The following is a 20,109-nucleotide window of genomic DNA, read 5'->3' on the forward strand; positions in this document are numbered from 1 at the left end:
AGGACAGCCAGTGAACCGCATATGAATTAGTGGGAGTATCCGTGGGGCTTTGAGCCCCATTCCGGGATTTTTACGGCTTTTTGTTCCCCTCTAGGCTGTTGAAGGCAACATAGAAAAGGTCGGAAATCCCAACGGTCTCATATAATTGTTTGGCGCGCCCGAAGAGATTCGAACTCCTGACCCCCAGATTCGTAGTCTGGTGCTCTATCCAGCTGAGCTACGGGCGCGCAACAGGCCATGCTTTCCATGACCCCGCAATCCGATCGTAAACGACCGGTCGCGACGAGACGTGTTCCCTAGCGACTGAATTTCGGAAAAGCAAGCCGATCCGGCAAAAGTTTTGTCACAAGTGCCTTGGTTGGTGATGAAGGCTGGGATTCCGGCAGATGGCAACGGTCCGAAGTTGAGCCGGTTCCTGCTCATTGGAAGAAGCATCGGGCCAGAGGACAAGAGGGCCGGGCGACCCGGCGCTCTAAACCGTCACGCCGGGCGGCGCAGGCCGTTGCGGGCCTGGTCGAGCCGGACCGGCTGGTCGGGGATGGTGACGGCGAATGTGGTGCGCCCGCCAATGCTCTCGACCAGCTCGACCGTGCCGCCATGCGCGCGGATCAGTTCGTGCGCGATCGCCAGGCCAAGGCCGGTGCCGCCGCTGCGCGCCGAGCCGCGAAAGGCCGCGAACAGGTTTTCCCGCGCCTTGGGCGGCAGGCCGGGGCCGGTGTCGCTGACGGCGATGCGGCTGACGCTGCCCAGGCGCACGGCCGACACCGCCAGGCGGCGCACCAGGGCGCTTTCACTGTCGGTCGCCATCGCTTGCACGGAATTCCGGCACAGATTGGTCAGCACCCTGAACAACTGGTCGGAATCGGCATCGACCTCGAAGGCCGGCTCGACCGAATTGACGAACTCGATGCCTTGCTCAATGTCCAGCAGGCCGTGCACGTCCTCGACCAGTTGCCGCAGCCTCAGGCGTCGGCGCGCCGGCGGCGGCTCCTGCGTGCGGCCGTAGTGAAGCACGCCTTCGGAATAAGACACGGCGCGGTCGAGCGCGCGCAGCAGTTTCGGCGCGAAGGCCTGCACCGTCGGATCCTTGACCTGACGCAAGCGGTCCGACATCAGCTGCGCCGAAGCCAGGATGTTGCGCATGTCATGGTTGATCTTGGAAACCGCCAGGCCGAGATCGGCAAGATGCTTCTGCTCGGAGAGCATTTTTTGCAGCCGTTCCTGCATCTGCGACAGCTCGCGCTCGGCAACGCCGATCTCGTCGGCGCGGGCAGCCGGATGGATGATCCGCCCGGGATCGTCGGGCGCCTCGGAGAAGGACAGCATCGAGCGCGTCATCGTCCGGATCGGCCCGATCATGATCAGGTCGATGGCGGCGTAGACCAGCATGGCGGTGAACAGCGAGATCAGCAGCGAGACGAAGGCGACGTTGCGCGAATAGCGCAGCATCGCGTTGCGCAGGCTGTTGTCGGGCATGATCAGCTCGAACTCCTTGTCGGATTCGCCGACCGGACCGAAGACGCGCAGCATACGGTCGCCGCCGAAAAACAACGTGTCGAGCGCACCGGTCATGCCCTTGATCATGCCGATCGAGGCGATATCGATGTGTTCGTCGACCTTCGGCGGCATTTCGGCCACCACCAGCAGCCGCGAGACGCCTCCGTCGCGCACCGCGATCGCCTTGGCGCCGATCGCCATCAGCACGTCGTTCTGCGCCGTGCGCGACAGCGAGGTGGGTTCACCCTGCACCAGCACGATCGACACCGCCGCCGCCGTGCTCAGCCGCTCCTTCAGCCAGTTCAGCCGGTAGCTGGCGATCCAGGGCAGGAAGATCAGCACTTCGGCCAGCAGCACGAAGACGATGGTCAGCAGCAGCAGCTTGGTCGACAGGCCGCGCGACAGCGGCACCGTGCGCACGCTGGCCGGCGCCTCGGTGGACCCCGCCGTGCCGATCCCTTCCTGTGCCTGTATGGTTTCGCTCATGCGGCTAATGTCTTCACGATCACTTGATCAACGCAGATTAGGCGATTACGGCTTTTTTGCCAATTTCATCCTTGGTCGCAAACATAAACCGGCCTGAATGGCGAAGCTTTCGGCCCGACGACTCCGGATTGACTTCCAAAAGCCTTCTTTCTATAAGCCCGCACACGCTCGGGCCATTCGTCCCGGCGCGGTTTCGATCGCGCCAAAGCCGGCTCGGCAAAGCTCCTGTTACACAGTGACAGAATCAAGAAGGGCCGCACCCCGCGGTATTAAAACAAATGAAGCGTACCTACCAACCGTCCAAACTCGTCCGCAAACGTCGGCACGGCTTTCGTGCCCGCATGGCCACCAAGGGTGGTCGCGGCGTCGTCGCAGCTCGCCGCAACCGCGGTCGCAAGCGGCTCAGCGCCTGAACGGAAGACGAGATCGTTGCCCGCATCCGGCAAGCCAGTGGGACCAAATCCCAAGCGGCTTCTGAAGCGCGCGGAATTCCTGGCTGTCCGTCGTGGTGAAAAACGACGCGGGCGGCTTTTTCTCGTCGAAGTTCTCGACCGCGGCGACGGCCTGTCGCCGCGCGTCGGCTACACCGTCACCAAGAAGGTCGGCAATGCGGTTGTCCGCAACCGCGTCCGGCGGCGGCTGCGAGAAGCCGTCCGTACGCACGCCGCAAGTGACATGGCGCCTGGCAATGACTATGTCATCGTCGGGCGCGAAGACGTGCTTACCACTCCGTTCGGCCAGTTGAAGGCCGAACTCTCCCGCCGACTGCGCGGAACACGATAGGCCAAGGGCTTTCGATGGAAAACAACCGGAACTTCTTCATCACCATCGCGCTGTCGGTGCTGATCCTGGCGGTATGGCAATATTTTTATGTGTTGCCGCGCAGCGAAGCGCAGCGCGAGGCCGCCCGCGTCGAACAGCAGCGCGTCGAGGAGCAGAAGAAGGCCGCCGGCACCAATCCCGGTACCGACACCGGAACGCCCGCCGCCCCTGGCGCCATTCCCAACGCACCCGGCACCGATGCCGTCACGCCGGCCGGCCGCGAACAGGCGCTCGCCACGACGACCCGCGCGAAGATCGACACGCCGAGCCTTGAGGGTTCGATCAACCTGACCGGTGCCCGTCTCGACGACCTCAAGCTCAAGCACTACACCGAGACGGTCGACAAGAACTCGCCCGAGATCAGCCTGCTCAACCCGGCGGCACTGCCCAATGGCTACTATGCCGAGATCGGCTTCGTCGGCAACGACAAGACCGGCGCGGTGCCCGGTCCCGAAACAGTGTGGGCTATCGACGGCAATGCGACACTGACGCCGACGACCCCGGTCACGCTGACCTATTCGAACGACAAGGGCCTGACCTTCAAGCGCACCTTTTCCGTCGACACCAACTACATGTTCACGGTGTCCGACACGGTGCAGAATGCCGGCACGGCCGCCGTCTCGCTGTCCAATTACGGCCGCGTCACCCGCTTCGACAAGCCGCTCGTTGCCAGCACCTATGTGCTGCATGAGGGCCTGATCGGCTTCACCGGCACGGAAGGCCTGCAGGAACACAAATACGCGTCCATCGAGAAGGACAAGCAGTTCACGCCGGGCAAGTCGACCGACGGCTGGCTCGGCATCACCGACAAATACTGGGCGGTGACGCTGGTGCCGACCGAGAAGCAGCCGTTCCAGCCGCGCTATGCCTATTTCGAGGACGGCCGCCATCGCTACCAGTCCGACTTCCTCACCGACCCGATCACCGTCGATGCCGGCCAGTCGGCGACGGTGGAGAGCGAGATCTTCGCGGGCGCCAAGGAAGTCGGCAAGATCAACGCCTATGCGGAAGACCGTCATATCAAGCGGTTCGACCTTTTGATCGACTGGGGCTGGTTCCACTTCATCACCAAGCCGATGTTCTGGCTGATCGACACGCTCTACAAATTCTTCGGCAATTTCGGCCTGGCCATTCTCGCCACCACCGTCATCGTCAAGGCCATCTTCTATCCGCTCGCCAACAAGTCGTACGCGTCGATGGCGAACATGAAGAAGGTGCAGCCGAAAATGCTCGAGATCCGCGAGAAATACGCGGACGACAAGATGAAGCAGCAGCAGGCGATGATGGAGCTGTACAAGACCGAGAAGATCAACCCGCTTGCCGGCTGCTGGCCGGTGGCACTGCAGATCCCGGTCTTCTTCTCGCTCTACAAGGTGCTCTACATCACCATCGAAATGCGGCACGCGCCGTTCTTCGGCTGGATCCAGGATCTGGCCGCGCCCGATCCGACGTCGCTGTTCAACCTGTTCGGCCTGATCCCGGTCACCCTGCCGCACATGCTGATGATCGGCGTCTGGCCGCTGATCATGGGCGTCACCATGTTCCTGCAGATGCGCATGAACCCGACGCCGCCGGATCCGACGCAGGCTGCGATCTTCACCTGGATGCCTGTCATCTTCACCTTCATGATGGCGGGTTTCCCGGCCGGCCTGGTCATCTACTGGGCCTGGAACAACACGCTGTCGATCCTCCAGCAGGGCATCATCATGAAGCGCCAGGGTGCCAAGATCGAGCTGTGGGACAATCTGGTCGCGCTGTTCCGAAAGAAACCATCACCGGCCGAATAGAAGGCGCAGCGCTTTCTCCAGCCTTCAAAGCCCCGCCTCGCGCGGGGCTTTTCGTTTAAGCAGCTCCGGCATCACGTTCCCGTGATCGGCGAAACTTGCGCCCCCTCGGCGGCGTGACTGCCTGTGCGTTTCCAAAGGCTATCAATTCCGATCAGCCCTCACACGGAGGAAGACCACATGCGCTTGCCGTCATTCAGGATCATCGCCCTTTCCGCACTCGTCGCCGGCGTGGCGATTGCCGCGCCCGCCTATGCCAAGAACCCGAATGTCGGCGGCGCGCCGATGTACACAACCAAGAACATCGTCGAGAACGCCGTCAATTCGAAGGACCACACGACGCTGGTCGCCGCGGTCAAGGCCGCCGGCCTGGTCGACACGCTGCAGGGCGCTGGCCCGTTCACAGTCTTTGCCCCGACCAACGCGGCGTTTGCGAAACTGCCCAAGGGCACCGTCGACACGCTGCTGAAGCCGGAGAACAAGGGCAAGCTCACCAAGGTGCTGACCGCGCATGTCGTGGCCGGCAAGATTTCGGGCGCCGAGATGATGAAGAAGGCCAAGGCGATGGGCGGCAAATACGAGATGAAGACCGTCTCCGGTGACACGCTGACCGCCGAAGTCAAGAAGGGCAAGCTCTACATCATGGATGAGTCAGGCGGCGAGGCGCGAGTGACGATCGCCGACGTCAACCAGTCGAACGGCGTCATCCATGTCGTCAACAAGGTGCTGTTGCCGAAGTAACGAACGGCTTCCGGCAAAGGGGATCAAGACAGGTCCGTTGGGGCTTTCTCGGGCCTGCCATCCCCGCCTCATGACGAGGTGCCATGTTTCTTGGGAAGTCGTATCGGCATTGGCCGGGGTCCTGTCCCTCACAGGACCCCGGTTTCTTTTTGGCTGTTGCCTGTGCAGCCGGATAAGTTTCGAGCGTCGTCACTCCATCACGGCGCTGTGGTCGATCTTGGCCGGAGTCGCCGGCTTGCGCAGCAACAGAACCAGCGGAATGGCGGCAAGCGACAGGATCATCATCAGCTTGAAGTCGTTCATATAGCTGATGATCGTGGCCTGCAGCGTGACCACGCCGTCGAGCGCGGCGCGGCCCGCGGCGCTGTAGGGATCCATTGCCTGGAAGATCGCCGGATTGCTGAACGCCTGGTTGTAGGGCGTCACATAGGTGGCGATATTGGCGTGGTTGACCTGCACGTTCTGCGTCAACAGCGCGGTGACCACCGATATGCCGACGCTGGAGCCGATGTTTCGGGACAGATTGTACAGTCCGGTGCCTTCCGCGCGCCGCTCCGGCGCCAGCGTGGCGAAGGTGATGGTGGTCAGCGGCACGAACAGGAAACCCAGGCCCGCGCCCTGGATGAAGCCGGTGCTGATGATCGTCCATTGCGAGACATCAGGGGTCCAGCCGGTCATGTCGTACATCGCCCAGGCGGTGACCAGCAGGCCGGTTAGAAGCAGCCAGCGCGTGTCCACCTTGCCGATCAGCCTGCCGACCAGGAACATGCAAGCCATGGTGCCGAGACCGCGCGGCCCCATGACGATGCCGGCCGTCACCACCGGATAGCCCATCAGGGTCTGCAGATAGGGCGTCATCAGGGCCAGCGAGGCCAGATAGGTGATGCCGATGATGAAGATGAAGATCATGCCGACGGCGAAATTCCTGTCGAGGAACAGCCGCGGGTTCACGAAGGTGTTTTTGGCGGTGAAGGTGTGGACGAGGAAGATGTAGAAGGCCGACGCGCAGATCAGCGCCTCGACGATGATCTCGGACGACGAGAACCAGTTGAGCTGCTCGCCGCGATCGAGGAACATCTGCAGCGACGCGATGGTGACGCTGAGCATGCCGAAGCCCAGCCAGTCCAGCCTGGCCTTGAGGTCCGTCTTGGTTTCCTGGACGAACATCGAGACGCCGGCGAAAGCCAGCGCGCCGATCGGTACGTTGATGTAGAACACCCAGCGCCAGCTGACATTCTCGGTCAGCCAGCCGCCGATGACCGGCCCGAGCACCGGCCCGACCATCACCGAAACGCCGAACAGCGCCATCGCCGAGCCGCGCTCCTCGACGCTGTAGATGTCGAGCAGGATGCTCTGCGCCAGCGGCACCAGGGCTGCGCCGAACAGGCCTTGCAGCAGGCGGAAGCCGACGATCTGCGGCAGCGACTGCGCGAAGCCGCACAGCACCGACGCGACGACGAAGCCGGTGATCGAGATCAGCAGGATGCGCTTGCGGCCGAAGCGATTGGCAAGATAGCCCGAAGGCGGCGTCATGACGGCTGCCGCGACGATGTAGGACGTCAGCACCCAGTTTATCTGGTCGGCGCTGGCCGAAACGCTGCCCTGGATATAGGGCAGCGCCACATTGGCGATGGTGGTGTCCAGCGCCTGCATGATCACGGCCAGGATCACGCAGGCGGTGATGGCGCCGCGATTGGCGACCACGCCACCTGTCGCGGACGCGCCGGTCATGACTTTTGTCCGAACCGACCGAGGAGGTCCGTCACGAAGTCCGGCAGGCCGCGCGCATGGCCGGTATCGATGCCGACCACGACGCTCATCCCGCCGCGCAGCGGCGGCTTGCCCTGGAGATCGTCCACCGTCACGCGCATCGGAATGCGTTGCACGACCTTGACCCAGTTGCCGGTGGTGTTCTGCGCCGGAAGCAGCGAGAAGCTCGACGACGACGCCGGGCTGATCGAGGCGACCCTGCCGTGCCAGACGGCACCGGGATAGCTGTCGACGCTGATCGTCGCCGTCTGTCCCGGCCGCACATAGGTCAGTTCGGTTTCCTTAGGCTCCGCCGCGATCCACAGATCGGTCGCCGAAATCAGGCTGAACGCCGGCTGCGAAGCCGGCAGGTACTTGCCGACCTGAAGCGCGTCGACATTGGTGACGATGCCGTCGAATGGCGCCTTGACGATGGAATCGGCAAGGTTGCGCTGGGCGTCGTCCACCGCCGACTGCGCCTGGAGATAGAACGGGTTCTTCTCCACCGGCTGGCTGGCGTCGCCGCCGAGCTGGGCAAGCGTCGCCTGTGCCTGCGCTTGGGCAACGGACACTTTCTGGCGGGCGGCGACGAGGTCGTGCTGGGCGCTGTCGAAGGTCGCCTTCGAGGAGGTGGAGGTCTTGAGCAGATCCTGCTGGCGTTGGAAAGCGGCCTCGTAATAGGGGATGTCGGCCTGCGCCTGCTCGATCAGCGCCTGCGACTGCTGGTAGCTCGCCTGCAAGGTCAGCACCTGGTTGCGCACTGTGCCGAGCTGTGCCTGGGCGGCGGCAAGAGCGGTTTCGAAAGAGGCCGACCGCAACCGGAAAAGCACCTGGTCCTTCTTCACCGCCTCGTTCTCGTGCACGTCGATCTCGGACACAGTGCCGGAGACATCGGTGGAAACGCCGAGCGACTGCGCCTGGATGTAGGCATTGTCGGTCGTCATGACCTGGCCGCCGATGACGTAGTAATAGCCGCCGACGACCAGCGCGAACGGAAGCAGGGCAAACAGGATCGGCCGTGCCCGGCCGCGCTTGGGCTTGACCGGCGCCGGAGGCGCCACCGCAACCCCGGCCTGGCGTGGCTCCTTGGACGGAGCCTCGAGCGCCGCCGGCTCCAGGGCGACCGGTGATTCGAGCTCGTCATTGTCGATGACGGTGCTGGCTCGCCTTTGCTCGCGTTCGCTGTCCAGCCGGATGACCTGGTCGCGCGCCCGGTCGGCGGCGGATCCGTCTTCTTCGACAGGCTTCTTTGGTGAGGTTGATTCAGCCATGTGTTTTCTCCCGGTCGGCGGCAGGCTGGGCGCAAGCCGCGAGCAGATTGGATTTGATGAGGGATAGGGTTTGCAGCAGATGCAGTTGCGCATCCGCGGAAAGGCCGACAAAGGCCTCGTCACGCGTCTTCCGCCCATTGCCGCGCATGATTTCGATCAGCGGATGGGCTTGCGGCTTCAGGTACAGCAGCCATGCCCGGCGGTCAGCGGGATCGGGCCGGCGCTCGATGAAGCCGCTTGCTTCCATCTTGTCGAGCAGCCGGGCGAGCGTGATCGGCGTGATCTCGATCAGGTCCGCCAGTTTGTTCTGGTGGATGCCTTCATGCAGGCTGAGATAGGCCAGCACCTGCCACTGGGCGCGGGTCAGCCCCGATGCCCGCGACCTCTGCTCGAACCGCTTTCGAAGCAGGCGCGCGACATCGTGCAGCACGAAGCTGATGTTGGGTGACGATGGCATGGGAGGTACTGGAGTTTTTCGGCGCGACTGTTAGTGAGCATGCTTATTATCATCATGCACATAATCTTGCTGGACGCGGTGCGCAAGACGGACTAAGCCCGCCTGGAAAAAATGACGCATGGGCTGCGACCCACCCAAAGGCTCAGGTAGCGGGCTGTTGCCGGGCAAGGATACGACGATGAATTGGCTGAAGATCGCGACCGTGGCGGCCATTGCAGGATGGCCGGGCATTGCGCTCGCAAAGGGCGCCGTCAGTTGCGGCGGCGCCGCCATGCTGGGTGGCGCGCAATTGAACTGCAGCCACGTCGAACCCCAGGCGCCGCCTCAGTTTTGCACCTATAGCTGGGCTCTCCACATGCCGGCCGGCGACCAGAAAATCGTCGAAGGCAGCTTCATGCTGCCGCCCGGCGCCACGAATGTCACCGTCTATCAGGGCAGCGGTTTCGACAGTGCGCTGTCCGATCCGATCGTGATTTGCCGCGGCAGCAAATGAGCAAGGCCGTCAAGGAAAGCTCGCTCGTCACCCGATTGGTGCTATAGGGCGGACCACGCTATTTTGAACGGGCGCATTCGAGTTTCGGATGCACCTGGCGGCCATTTCTCTGACGGATTTCGACATGGACGGACCCAACCCAGACATCAAGCACCCGATCCCGATGCATACCCGCGTCGGCTTCCTCAAGGGACTGGTGAACGCGCCAAACATCGAGATCGGCGACTTCACCTATTATGACGACCCCGACGGGCCGGACAAATTCGCCGAGAAATGCGTCCTGCATCACTATCCGTTCATAGGCGACAAGCTGATCATCGGCAGGTTCTGCGCCATCGCCGAGGGCGCGCGCTTCATCATGAACGGCGCCAACCACGCCATGTCCGGCTTTTCGACCTATCCGTTCAATATTTTCGGCCATGGCTGGGAAAAGGGTTTTAACCCGGCGACCTGGTCGAAGGAGGTGCGCGGCGACACCATCGTCGGCAACGACGTCTGGATCGGGATGGAGGCGGTGATCCTGCCCGGGGTGGAAATCGGCCACGGCGCCATCGTCGCTGCGAAATCGGTGGTGACGCACGACGTGCCGCCCTATGCGATCGTCGCCGGCAACGCGGCCAAGGTGGTAAAGATGCGTTTCGACGACCGGACAATCAGGCGGCTGCTGGCGGTGGCGTGGTGGGACTGGCCGGTAGACAAGGTCAGCCGCAACCTCGATGCTATCCGGGGTGTCAATATTTCTCTTCTGGAGGCAGCAGCTTGAACGCTCTGAACAGCAGCATAATCGGCACCGAACTGTTTACGCGAGGGTGGATCTTCATCCGCGGCGTGCCGGCGATGAAGTTCCTGCCACCGGAAGGGCCGCCGGAAATCGCCTTTGCCGGCCGCTCGAATGTCGGCAAGTCGTCGCTGATCAATGCGCTGGTCAACCAGAAGGGGCTGGCGCGCACTTCCAACACGCCGGGGCGCACGCAGGAGCTCAACTATTTCGTGCCGGATGGATTTTCGGGCGAGGGCGCCGACCTGCCACCCTTGGCGCTGGTCGACATGCCCGGCTACGGCTACGCCACCGCGCCCAAGGAGAAGGTCGACGAGTGGACCAAGCTGGTCTTCGATTACCTCAAGGGCCGGGTCACGCTGAAACGCGTCTATGTGCTGATCGACGCCCGTCATGGCATCAAGGCCAAGGACGACGAAGTGCTGTCGCTGCTCGACAAGGCGGCGGTGTCCTATCAGATCGTGCTGACCAAGACCGACAAGATCAAGACTGCCGGCGTGCCGAGGCTGATCGAGGAGACGCTGGCAAAGATCAAGAAGCGGCCGGCGGCGTTCCCGTTCGTGCTGGCCACCTCTTCTGAAAAGGCCGAGGGCCTTCAGGAATTGCAGGCAGCCATCGTGCTTGCCGCCAATGGCGGCTAAAGCATCCGCACCTTAGAGCAATTCTAGGAAAAGTGTGAAGCGGTTTTCCGTCCAGAATTGCGTCTAAACAAAGAGTTAGAGCATGGTCTGGCTAGGGCTTGGCCTCGATAGCAATCGTCTGATGGCCTTCTTCCGCCACAAGCCTTTCGGTGCCGTAGGCCTTCAGGAACATGCTGACGCCTGACCTGACGATGTGGTCGATCTCGTCCTGGGTCGGGGCCTTGGTGCGGTAGGCGAAGATGCACTGGCGGAACAGACCGGCCAGGCACAGTTCGGTGAACTGATAGGCGGCAAGATCGACATCGTCGATGCGCAGCAGGTCGCGCTCGATGGCGGCATTGAGAAAGGCCGCGACCTTGTCGTGGCCACGCTTGGGACCGCGCTCGTAAAAACGCGCGCCCATGTCGGGGATCCGGTCTGATGCCCCGATCACCGTGCGCTGCGCTTGGACGACCTTGGCCGACGTGATCTTGAGAGCCAGCACCTTGCCGAACTTCACCAGCGTCTCGCGCAGGTTGTCGGCATTGTCCAGCACGTCATACATGTTCTTGAAGATGGTGCCGCGCTCTTCCTCGATCAGCGCCTCGAACAGCTCTTCCTTGTTGGCGAAGTAGACGTAGATCGTACCCTTGGAGACGCCGGCCTCGCGGGTGATGTCGTTCATCGAGGCGGCTTCGAAGCCCTTGTCGATGAAGACACGACGGGCGCCGTCGATGATCTGGCTGCGCTTGGCCGGATCCTGCCCCGCGGCCGGGCGGCCACGGCGCAAGCTTTCCAACAGGTCGTCACACGACTCGTTTTCGACATTGGGCGGGGTCTCGGCCATGAAAGTCACACCTCGAAAATAATTCGAACCAAGCGGTTCGATTGCCCTTGATATGGTCCTCTTTACGCGCTATGTCAACGGCCGGATCGAACCGAACGGTTCAATATTATATTATAACTTTAGAGAGATGTCATGTCCTCGAACGCGCCGACCACTGCTGAAGTCCGTCCCTTCCCCAACGCCAAGGTTGCGCCAGCGACGGAAGCACCGGAAGTACCTGTCCAGCCCGTCTCGTCGCCGCCGGCAGAGGCTCCGGCCAGGAAGAAGCGTTCGGTGCGTTCCTTCCTGCTGCCGGTCATCGGTGTTGCCTTGCTGGGCGCCGGCGCCTGGTATGGGTACGACTACTGGACAACGGGCCGCTTCATGATCTCGACGGACGATGCCTATGTCCAGGCGGACATGGCGTTCATCTCGCCCAAGATTTCCGGCTATGTCGATCAGGTCAAGGTCAGCGAGAACCAGCTGGTCAAGGCCGGCGATCCGCTGCTCGTCGTCGATGACGGCGATTACAAGATTGCCGTCGCCCAGGCCGAGGCGCAGATCGCCACCTTGAGCAAGACGCTCGACCGTATCGACGCCCAGACCGACGCGGCCCGCGCCTCGCTGCAGCAGGCCCAGGCGCAGAAGGTCGCCGACCAGGCCGCGGCCGACAACGCAGCCAAGGTCGCGGCGCGCGCCTCGCAGCTGCTCAAGACCCATGTCGGCACACAGGCGCAGCTGGACGACGCCCAGACCGCGGTCCAGCAGGCCGATGCCGCCCTTGTCGGCGCCGACGCACAGATCGCCGCCGCGCAAGCCAATATCGGCGTGCTGCAGGCGCAGCGCGCGGAATCGGCGAGCACGCTGGCGTCCCTGCAGCTCAGCCATGACAAGGCGCTGCGCGATCTTTCCTTCACCGTGCTCAAGGCGCCATATGACGGCATCGTCGGCAACCGCTCGGTCGAGCAGGGCGACCTTGTCAGCCCCGGCCAGAAGCTCGCCGTCATCGTGCCGATGGACAAGCTCTACATCGTCGCCAACTTCAAGGAGACACAACTTGCCCGGCTGGTTCCCGGCGAGAAGGTCAGGATCTCGGTCGATGCGACCGACGGCCAGGACTTCGAGGGAACCGTTTCGTCGCTGGCGCCGGCTTCGGGTGCCGTGTTCTCGCTGCTGCCGCCCGAAAACGCCACCGGCAACTTCACCAAGGTCGTGCAGCGCGTTCCGGTCCGCATCGATGTGCCGGCCGATGCGCTGAAGAGCGGTAAGCTGCGCGCCGGCCTGAGCGTCGTCGTCGCCGTCGACAGCCGCACCGCCCCATCCGGGTCGGCGTCAGTGGCAGCGTCGAATTGAGCGGCGGCCGGGGAGCAATGCCATGGCAACCGCAACCCTGACAGCAGGAGCGCCGCCGGCGAGGCCGGCTGTGCCTGACACCATTTCGACGCGGCGCGTCATCGCCTTCCTGGCGATGGTGTTCGGCATGTTCATGGCCATCCTCGACATCCAGATCGTCTCCGCCTCGCTGTCGGAGATCCAGGCCGGCCTGAGCGCCAGCTCCGACGAAATTCCGTGGGTGCAGACCGCCTACCTGATCGCCGAAGTGGTGATGATCCCGCTGTCGGGCTTTCTCAGCCGGATGCTGTCGACGCGCGTGCTGTTCACCATCTCGGCGGCAGGCTTCACCGCGGCCAGTGCGCTGGCGGCGACCGCCACCAACATCGACCAGATGATCGTCTACCGCGCCGTCCAGGGCTTCATCGGCGGCGGCATGATACCGAGCGTCTTTGCCGCTGCCTTCACCATCTTCCCGCCCTCGCGCCGCGCCGTCGTCTCGCCGATGATCGGCCTCGTGGCGACGCTGGCGCCGACCATCGGCCCGACCGTCGGTGGCTATATCAGCCATGCCATGTCCTGGCATTGGCTGTTCCTGGTCAATGTCGTGCCCGGCATCCTGGTGACAACGGCGGCCTGGATGCTGATCGACTTCGACAAGCCCAACCTCAAGCTGTTCAGCAAGTTCGACTGGTGGGGCCTCGCCGGCATGGCGGCCTTCCTGGGCTGCATGGAATATGTGCTCGAGGAAGGCCCCAACAATGACTGGCTGCAGGACCAGGGCGTCTTCATCTGCGCCGTCGTCATGACCGTCGGCGCGGTCCTGTTCTTCTGGCGCGTATTCACCGCCGAGGAGCCGATCGTCGACCTGAAGGCCTTCACCAACATCAACTTCGCCTTCGGCTCGCTATTCTCGTTCGTCATCGGCATCGGTCTCTACGGCCTGACCTATCTCTACCCGGTGTTCCTCGGGCGCATCCGCGGCTACGATTCGATGATGATCGGCGAGGCTCTGTTCGTCAGCGGCCTGGCGATGTTCTTCACCGCGCCGATCTCGGGCATCCTGTCGAACAAGATGGACCCGCGCCTGATGATGATGATCGGCTTCTTCGGCTTCGCCACCGGCACCTGGTGGATGACGCATCTGACCGCCGACTGGGATTTCTATGAGCTGCTCATCCCGCAGATCCTGCGCGGCTGTTCGATGATGCTGTGCATGGTTCCGATCAACAACATCGCGCTCGGCACCTTGCCGCCCGAGCGGCTGAAGAACGCGTCCGGCCTGTTCAATCTCACCCGCAACCTTGGCGGTGCCGTCGGCCTTGCGCTGATCAATACCGTGCTGATCGACCGCAACGCCTTCCACTACGCAAGGCTCTCCGAGCATGTGCAATGGGGCAGTGAAGCCGCGCAGACCAAGCTGCAGAACATGACCCGCAATTTCGAGCAGACCCCCGGCCTCGATGCGACAAGCGCTGCGATCTCCAAGTTGTCTGGCATGGTCCAGCAGCAGGCGGCGTTGCTGTCCTTCATGGACGTGTTCTTCATGCTGACGGTGCTGTTTGCGACGCTTGGCCTGTTCACCATGCTGATCCGCAAGCCGGCCGCACCGGGTGGCGGCGGCGGTGGGGGGCACTGATAGGGAGCAATTCCAGGAAAAGTGTAAGGCGGTTTTCCCGGGAAAAGCGCGCAGCGCTTTCCCTTGGAGATTGCGACAAGACAAGGATACGTGGGCAGCGGTTTCGGGAAGCTCCTCCAGTCCACGCCCGAAAAGCTCTGACCGCGTAAAAAACTCCGGGCCGCAAGCCCGGAGTTTTTTGCATTCGGGTCTATGGACTCAGGCCGTGGCCGGTTTGAAGGTCAGCGCGACGCCGTTGATGCAGTGGCGCAGGCCGGTCGGCGCCGGACCGTCGTCGAAGACATGGCCGAGATGGCCGCCGCAGCGGCGGCAATGTGCCTCGGTACGCGTCATGCCGAGCGACCTGTCCACGGTCGTGCCGATCGCCTTGGGGATCTCTTGCCAGAAGCTCGGCCATCCGGTGCCGGAATCGAATTTCGTCTCCGACGAATAGACCGGCAGGTCGCAGCCGGCACAGGCGAAAATGCCCTTGCGGTGTTCGTTGAGCAGCGGGCTGGTGCCGGGGTACTCCGTGCCTTCCTTGCGCAGCACGTCGAAGGCGGCCGGCGACAGGATGGCTTTCCACTCGGCGTCGGTCTTGACGACCTCGAAGCTCTCGGCCGCTTGTGCTGCCTGCGGATCGCCCATGCGCAGCATCGTTGCCGCGGCCCCGATCACGCCGATGGCGGCGGCACCGCTCAAAAGAAAGTCGCGACGGTTCATGACCAGTTCCTCCTGATGTCCTTTTGCCAAACTACACCGCCGCGCGGAAATCAAAAGCCGGTGACGGTAGCCCCTCGAACGAACACTCCGCGCCCTCCCACATCCGAATGCAGGCGGGCGCGAAGTGCACGGGCCAATTGCGGATCACGGGAGCGGGATCGTGCAATCGACGGAGGGTCCTTGCCGTCAGTTCGCCGGCAGCAAGCCCCTTGTTACATCTTGGGCAAAAGAACCTTGTCGATGACGTGGATGACGCCATTGGACTGTTCGACATCGGCGATCGTCACATTGGCGACATTGCCGTTCTCGTCGGTGACCGTGACCTTGCCGCCGTCGGCCTTGAGCGACAATTCGCAGCCGCCGACCGTCTTGACCTTGTGGGTGCCGCCGTCAGCCTTGGCCATCGCGGCCACATCTGCTCCCATCGCCTTGGCGCCGATGACATGGCAGGTCAGGATCTTGGTGAGCTTGTCCTTGTTTTCTGGCTTGAGCAGCGTCTCGACCGTACCGGCCGGAAGGGCTGCGAAGGCTTCGTTGGTCGGCGCGAACACGGTGAACGGACCGGCGCCCTGCAGCGTCTCGACAAGGCCGGCGGCCTTCACGGCGGCGACCAGCGTGGTGTGATCCTTCGAGTTCACGGCGTTCTCGACGATGTTCTTGTTGGCATACATGGCGGCGCCGCCAACCATCGGGTTTTCGGCGTAGGCGGCGGTGGCAAGGGCCGAAACGGCGATCGTACCGGCGAGCAAAAGGGTGGCGTATCTACGCATGATGTCGAACTCCTCGGGTTTTTCTCTTCCCATTCTTGGGGACGCGAGGAGATACGGAACAAACTCGCCCGAGTTTCAGAAATATTGTGATTCTTGATTTTATCCACGGCGCAGAGGGATTTCCCGAGCCATCGGCCGCCTGCCGACATGCTGTCTATGGGCATGTTCAGCGAAGGATAGACTTATGATAGTCTGTTGTGATTTTTCAGGTGAAGAGCCGGTCAGATGCTCTTCAGGTCGCCAGCGGCAACCACCGGTCCGGTCGGCTGTCCGGTCGGCGAACCGCCCGACGGCTCGAGGCTGACGGCAAGCACCGCGCCCTGGGCAAGCTTCTGCTGGGCCGCCGGCGAGACGACGATATGTGCCGTAGCACCGGTCGGAATGACGCCCATCGAGACCGGCGGGTTCTTGCCCTCGATCATCCACAGCTCGAAGTCCTTGCCGGAAGCACGCTCACCGGAGACATGCGACAGGCCGACTTCGTGATGCGCGGCGTCGTAGACGGCAAGATATCTGACGTCGCTGCCTTCGGCGGCCAGCGAAGCGACGAGGCGCGCCTGCGGCTGCTCGACCGGCGGGTTGAAGACGGGCACGGCGATGTAAATCGCCAGTGCCGCAACCGCGGCTGCGGCAAGGGCGCGCCAGAAGGCCAGGCTGGACCAAAGGCCGCCGCGCACTTCGGCGGGCCTGCTCACCGCGGCAGCGGTAGCGAACAGGCGGCGGTCGACCGCGGTCTTCACCGAAACCGGCGGCTCGACTTCCCGAAAGGCGGCGGCAAGCGGTGAGAGCCTGACCTCCCAGTCCTCGACAAGACGGGCGAAAACCGTATCCGCATCGATGCGGCGAGAGACGATCTGGCGTTCGTCGGCATCGAGCACGCCGAGAACGTACTCGGCGGCGAGCAGGTCGTCGCCTCCACGTTCCGGTCCTGTGTCTTCTGCCAGCGTCATCTTTCCAGGCATTCTCTGAGTTTCAACAGGCTGCGGCGCAGCCATGTACGCATCGTGTTCAGCGGCACGCCATGGCGCTCCGCCAGTTCGGCATAGCTCTCGCCCTTGAGATAGGCGCCCCGGACGGCTGCTGCCCGGTCCTTCTCCAGCTCATCGAGACAATGGTGGATACGTTCGGATTCGTCGCCCGCCACCGCCATCGCTTCAGGCCCCGGCGCCGGATCGGCCACGTCGAGCGCGGCATCGATGTCGGCGGCGGGGTTGCGCCGCGCTCTGATGCGATCGATCGCATGATTGCGCGCGATTGCCACCAGCCAGGAGATCGGGCTTAGATCGGAAACAGCAAAACGGTCGGCCTTCGTCCATATCTTGACGAAGACTTCCTGCAGCGCTTCTTCCGCGTCTCCCCGGTCGTTCAATACACGAAGACAGACGCCAAAAAGTTTCGCGCTGGTCTGCCGGTAAAGCAGATCGAACGCGGCCCGATCCTTCATCGAAGTCCGAACGATCAGCTTGGTGATGTCCTGCGGCGTCATTGCAGGCAAATTAGGCGATTGCCATGTATTTGCAACGACGGAAATAACCTTGTGCACGCCTAAGCTTTTGTGTGTCGCCGGCCCGGATCCGTCGGTCGATTGCCAATGGAATTGCCACTGGCTAGCTTGCCTTCATTGATGGGGGAGCGCGCATGTCGGTCGAACGGATCCTTTGGGAAGAAGATGCCACCGGCCTCGCCAATCTGGTCCGCAAGGGCGAGGTTTCGGCCGTCGAACTGACCGACGCCGCGATTGCCCGCGCCGAGGCCACCCGTCCCGACATCAATGCCACGGCCGAACCGCTCTACGATGCCGCCCGCGCCCGCGCCAAGACCGTCGACCCCTCGCTGCCGCTGGCTGGTGTTCCCTTCGCCATCAAGGATCTCGGCATCGCCATCAAGGGCGTGCCGACGCATGGCGGCAGCCGCATTCCGGCATGGCTGGCCGATGTCAATTCGGCGCTGACCGACCGCTATCTCGCTGCCGGACTTATCCCGATCGTCACCTCGACATCGCCGGAGCACGGGCTTCGATTGATGACCGAATCCAGGGCCTTTGGCATCACCCGCAATCCGTGGAACACCGGCCATACCAGCGGCGGCTCTTCGGGCGGTTCGGCAGCACTGGTCGCAGCCGGCGTCGTGCCGGTGGCGCATGCCTCCGATGGCGGCGGCTCGATCCGTGTGCCTGCCGCCTGCACCGGACTTGTCGGCCTGAAGACGTCGCGCGGCCGTATACCGCTGACGCCCCTGGTGAGCGAAAGCTGGTACGGCATGGTCGTCGACCATGCGCTCACCCGTTCGGTGCGCGATTGCGCGCTGCTGCTCGACCTGACCCACGGGCCCGATCCTCTGTCGCCCTATGCCGCGCCGCGGCCGAAAGGCACGTTCGCGGCTGCCGCCGCACGCGATCCCGGCAAGCTCAGTCTGGCCGTGTACCGCAAATCGCCGCTTCGCCTGCCGATCTCGGACGAGACGCTCAAGGCGCTCGACACGGCGGTGGCGCTTGCCCGCGAGGGCGGCCACACGGTCGAGGAGATCGACTTGCCCTTTATCGGCCGCGATTTCTTCGCCGATTTCTGCAGGACGGTTGCCTCCGCCGTCGCTGGCACGATGCGGGCCGAAGCGCTGCGCGTCGGCCGTTCCGTTGCTGGCGACATCGAGCGGGCCACGCGCGTGCTCGCCCGCTTCGGCGAACTGGTGTCGGCCGGCGAGACCTATGCCGACCTGCAGCGGCTGCATGCCGCCTCACGGCGGCTGATCGCAGAGACCGCGCAGTATGACGCCGTGCTGATGCCGATCATTGCCCACCCGCCGCTTGCCTGCGGCGCAATGGATCCGAAAGGCGCCGACGACCTCATCGAGAACCTGCTCGACAAGCTTCACCTGACGCCCTTGCTGAAGCTGAAGCCGTTCTTCGGCCAGTTGATGGACAAGAGCCTCTGGTTCACCCATTGGCCGGCGATCCAGAATGTCAGCGGCCAGCCATCGATCGCCCTGCCGGTCCATGTCACCGACGCCGGCCTGCCGATCGGCGTCCAGGCTGCCGGCCGTCCGGGCGACGAGGAGACGCTTTTGTCGCTCGCCGCGCAGATGGAGAAGATCTCGGGTTGGCTGGGTCGCAGGGCGCCGCTGATGGTGCCGACACGATGACGAGGTCGTGAAGCGCTCGAATATGACAGCAAAGCCATTTGCGGGCGGCGCCAATTCCCGCTAAGACGCCGCCGTCCTTACCGATCTCCAGGGAAAAAAGCCGATGACGGAAATAACCGCCACCGCCGAAATGCAGGCAGCCCTGTTGTCGCGGGCGCTGCCCTACATGCAGCGCTACGAGCACAAGACGGTCGTGGTGAAATATGGCGGCCATGCCATGGGCGACATCGAGCTCGGCAAGGCCTTCGCGCGCGACATCGCGCTGCTCAAGCAATCCGGCGTCAACCCGATCGTCGTCCACGGCGGCGGCCCGCAGATCGGCGCCATGCTGGCCAAGATGGGCATCGAATCCAAGTTCGAAGGCGGCCTGCGCGTCACCGACCAGAAGACGGTCGAGATCGTCGAAATGGTGCTGGCCGGTTCGATCAACAAGGAGATCGTCGCGCTGATCAACGCCGAGGGCGAATGGGCGATCGGCCTGTGCGGCAAGGACGGCAACATGGTGTTCGCCGAAAAGGCCCGCAAGACCATGATCGATCCGGACTCCAACATCGAGCGCGTGCTCGATCTCGGCTTCGTCGGCGAGCCGGTCGAGGTCGACCGTACCTTGCTCGATCTTCTGGCACGCTCCGAAATGATCCCGGTGCTGGCGCCGGTGGCGCCGGGACGCGATGGCCACACCTACAACATCAACGCCGACACCTTCGCCGGCGCCATTGCCGGCGCCTGCCAGGCGACGCGCCTGCTATTCCTCACCGACGTGCCGGGTGTGCTCGACAAGAACAAGAAGCTGATCGACGAACTGACCGTGGCCGAGGCCAAGGCGCTGATCAAGGACGGCACGGTCTCGGGCGGCATGATCCCCAAGGTCGAGACCTGCATCGAAGCGATCGAGCGCGGCGTCGAAGGCGTTGTCATCCTCAACGGCAAGACCCCGCATGCGGTGCTGCTGGAACTGTTCACCGAACATGGCGCCGGCACGCTGATCGTGCCCTGAGGGGCTC

At 63.3% G+C, this 20,109-nt stretch carries 20 protein-coding genes and 1 tRNA gene; 11 read left to right on the forward strand and 10 right to left on the reverse strand.

All coding sequences use genetic code 11. From position 1 onward, the window contains the following. Positions 1–150: 150 nt before the first annotated feature. Positions 151–227, reverse strand: a tRNA-Arg gene (locus EOC83_RS08980). Between the two features lie 253 nt (positions 228–480). Beyond that, entirely contained in the window at positions 481–1,983 is a 1,503-nt protein-coding gene (locus EOC83_RS08985; RefSeq protein ID WP_027161119.1) for a HAMP domain-containing sensor histidine kinase, read from the reverse strand. A gap of 278 nt (positions 1,984–2,261) precedes the next feature. Here EOC83_RS08985 and rpmH point away from each other — a divergent pair, with 278 nt between their 5' ends. The 4 genes from rpmH (at position 2,262) to EOC83_RS09010 (ending at position 5,330) form a co-directional block, all read left to right on the forward strand. Beyond that, positions 2,262–2,396 carry a 50S ribosomal protein L34 gene (rpmH, locus tag EOC83_RS08995; protein ID WP_008833937.1) on the forward strand — a complete coding sequence of 45 codons (135 nt, stop codon included), beginning with the start codon at positions 2,262–2,264 and terminating at the stop codon, positions 2,394–2,396. A gap of 16 nt (positions 2,397–2,412) precedes the next feature. Beyond that, positions 2,413–2,766: a ribonuclease P protein component gene (gene rnpA / locus EOC83_RS09000; RefSeq protein ID WP_013528505.1), complete on the forward strand. Its 354-nt coding sequence runs from the start codon at positions 2,413–2,415 to the stop codon at positions 2,764–2,766. 14 nt (positions 2,767–2,780) lie between these two features. Beyond that, entirely contained in the window at positions 2,781–4,592 is a 1,812-nt protein-coding gene (yidC, locus tag EOC83_RS09005; protein ID WP_063169714.1) for a membrane protein insertase YidC, read from the forward strand. A 177-nt stretch (positions 4,593–4,769) separates the two neighbouring features. Then, entirely contained in the window at positions 4,770–5,330 is a 561-nt protein-coding gene (locus tag EOC83_RS09010; RefSeq protein WP_063169715.1) for a fasciclin domain-containing protein, read from the forward strand. Positions 5,331–5,519: 189 nt separating this feature from the next. Here the strand turns inward: EOC83_RS09010 and EOC83_RS09015 are convergent, their stop codons facing one another. Genes EOC83_RS09015 through EOC83_RS09025 form a run of 3 tightly spaced genes read right to left on the reverse strand, consistent with a single transcriptional unit; the run spans position 5,520 to position 8,807 of the window. Beyond that, complete coding sequence (locus EOC83_RS09015; RefSeq protein WP_063169716.1) at positions 5,520–7,061, reverse strand: DHA2 family efflux MFS transporter permease subunit; 1,542 nt, start codon at positions 7,059–7,061, stop codon at positions 5,520–5,522. Further along, positions 7,058–8,350 carry an HlyD family secretion protein gene (locus EOC83_RS09020; RefSeq protein ID WP_082826616.1) on the reverse strand — a complete coding sequence of 431 codons (1,293 nt, stop codon included), beginning with the start codon at positions 8,348–8,350 and terminating at the stop codon, positions 7,058–7,060. Before EOC83_RS09020 ends, EOC83_RS09015 begins: the two co-directional genes overlap by 4 nt. Further along, positions 8,343–8,807 (reverse strand): MarR family winged helix-turn-helix transcriptional regulator, encoded by a 465-nt coding sequence (locus EOC83_RS09025; RefSeq protein ID WP_013528500.1) that lies wholly within the window; start codon positions 8,805–8,807, stop codon positions 8,343–8,345. The genes EOC83_RS09020 and EOC83_RS09025 overlap by 8 nt, the downstream gene beginning before the upstream one ends. 178 nt (positions 8,808–8,985) lie before the next feature. Here EOC83_RS09025 and EOC83_RS09030 point away from each other — a divergent pair, with 178 nt between their 5' ends. The 3 genes from EOC83_RS09030 (at position 8,986) to yihA (ending at position 10,719) form a co-directional block, all read left to right on the forward strand. Then, positions 8,986–9,300, forward strand: coding sequence for a hypothetical protein (locus tag EOC83_RS09030; RefSeq protein WP_024502096.1), 315 nt, complete (start codon positions 8,986–8,988; stop codon positions 9,298–9,300). A 124-nt stretch (positions 9,301–9,424) separates the two neighbouring features. Then, the gene (locus EOC83_RS09035; protein ID WP_063170424.1) at positions 9,425–10,063 is read left to right on the forward strand and encodes a CatB-related O-acetyltransferase; all 639 of its coding nucleotides are present in this window, start codon (positions 9,425–9,427) and stop codon (positions 10,061–10,063) included. Further along, complete coding sequence (yihA, locus tag EOC83_RS09040) at positions 10,060–10,719, forward strand: ribosome biogenesis GTP-binding protein YihA/YsxC (RefSeq protein WP_024502094.1); 660 nt, start codon at positions 10,060–10,062, stop codon at positions 10,717–10,719. The genes EOC83_RS09035 and yihA overlap by 4 nt, the downstream gene beginning before the upstream one ends. 91 nt (positions 10,720–10,810) lie before the next feature. On the opposite strand, the gene EOC83_RS09045 is transcribed toward yihA, so the two are convergent. Next, positions 10,811–11,545, reverse strand: coding sequence for a TetR/AcrR family transcriptional regulator (locus EOC83_RS09045; RefSeq protein WP_013528496.1), 735 nt, complete (start codon positions 11,543–11,545; stop codon positions 10,811–10,813). Between the two features lie 132 nt (positions 11,546–11,677). Here EOC83_RS09045 and EOC83_RS09050 point away from each other — a divergent pair, with 132 nt between their 5' ends. Next, positions 11,678–12,877: an HlyD family secretion protein gene (locus EOC83_RS09050; RefSeq protein ID WP_013528495.1), complete on the forward strand. Its 1,200-nt coding sequence runs from the start codon at positions 11,678–11,680 to the stop codon at positions 12,875–12,877. A gap of 22 nt (positions 12,878–12,899) precedes the next feature. Then, positions 12,900–14,495, forward strand: coding sequence for a DHA2 family efflux MFS transporter permease subunit (locus EOC83_RS09055; RefSeq protein WP_063169717.1), 1,596 nt, complete (start codon positions 12,900–12,902; stop codon positions 14,493–14,495). Between the two features lie 198 nt (positions 14,496–14,693). Here the strand turns inward: EOC83_RS09055 and msrB are convergent, their stop codons facing one another. The 4 genes from msrB to EOC83_RS09080 form a co-directional block, all read right to left on the reverse strand. Beyond that, positions 14,694–15,197, reverse strand: coding sequence for a peptide-methionine (R)-S-oxide reductase MsrB (gene msrB / locus EOC83_RS09065; protein ID WP_013528493.1), 504 nt, complete (start codon positions 15,195–15,197; stop codon positions 14,694–14,696). A 212-nt stretch (positions 15,198–15,409) separates the two neighbouring features. Continuing rightward, positions 15,410–15,967: a fasciclin domain-containing protein gene (locus EOC83_RS09070; RefSeq protein ID WP_013528492.1), complete on the reverse strand. Its 558-nt coding sequence runs from the start codon at positions 15,965–15,967 to the stop codon at positions 15,410–15,412. Positions 15,968–16,188: 221 nt separating this feature from the next. Next, complete coding sequence (locus tag EOC83_RS09075; RefSeq protein WP_082826618.1) at positions 16,189–16,917, reverse strand: anti-sigma factor; 729 nt, start codon at positions 16,915–16,917, stop codon at positions 16,189–16,191. After that, positions 16,914–17,453: a sigma-70 family RNA polymerase sigma factor gene (locus tag EOC83_RS09080; protein ID WP_063169719.1), complete on the reverse strand. Its 540-nt coding sequence runs from the start codon at positions 17,451–17,453 to the stop codon at positions 16,914–16,916. The genes EOC83_RS09075 and EOC83_RS09080 overlap by 4 nt, the downstream gene beginning before the upstream one ends. A 152-nt stretch (positions 17,454–17,605) precedes the next feature. Between EOC83_RS09080 and EOC83_RS09085 the strand changes: the two genes are divergently transcribed. Both EOC83_RS09085 and argB read left to right on the forward strand, forming a co-directional pair. Beyond that, on the forward strand, positions 17,606–19,105 hold the full coding sequence (locus EOC83_RS09085) for an amidase (RefSeq protein WP_063169720.1): 1,500 nt from the start codon (positions 17,606–17,608) through the stop codon (positions 19,103–19,105). A 103-nt stretch (positions 19,106–19,208) separates the two neighbouring features. Next, the gene (gene argB, locus EOC83_RS09090) at positions 19,209–20,102 is read left to right on the forward strand and encodes an acetylglutamate kinase (RefSeq protein ID WP_013528489.1); all 894 of its coding nucleotides are present in this window, start codon (positions 19,209–19,211) and stop codon (positions 20,100–20,102) included. Positions 20,103–20,109: the final 7 nt, after the last annotated feature.

The organism is Mesorhizobium sp. Primo-A, from assembly GCF_003997175.1.
In the GTDB taxonomy this organism is placed as follows: Bacteria; Pseudomonadota; Alphaproteobacteria; order Rhizobiales; family Rhizobiaceae; genus Mesorhizobium; species Mesorhizobium ciceri.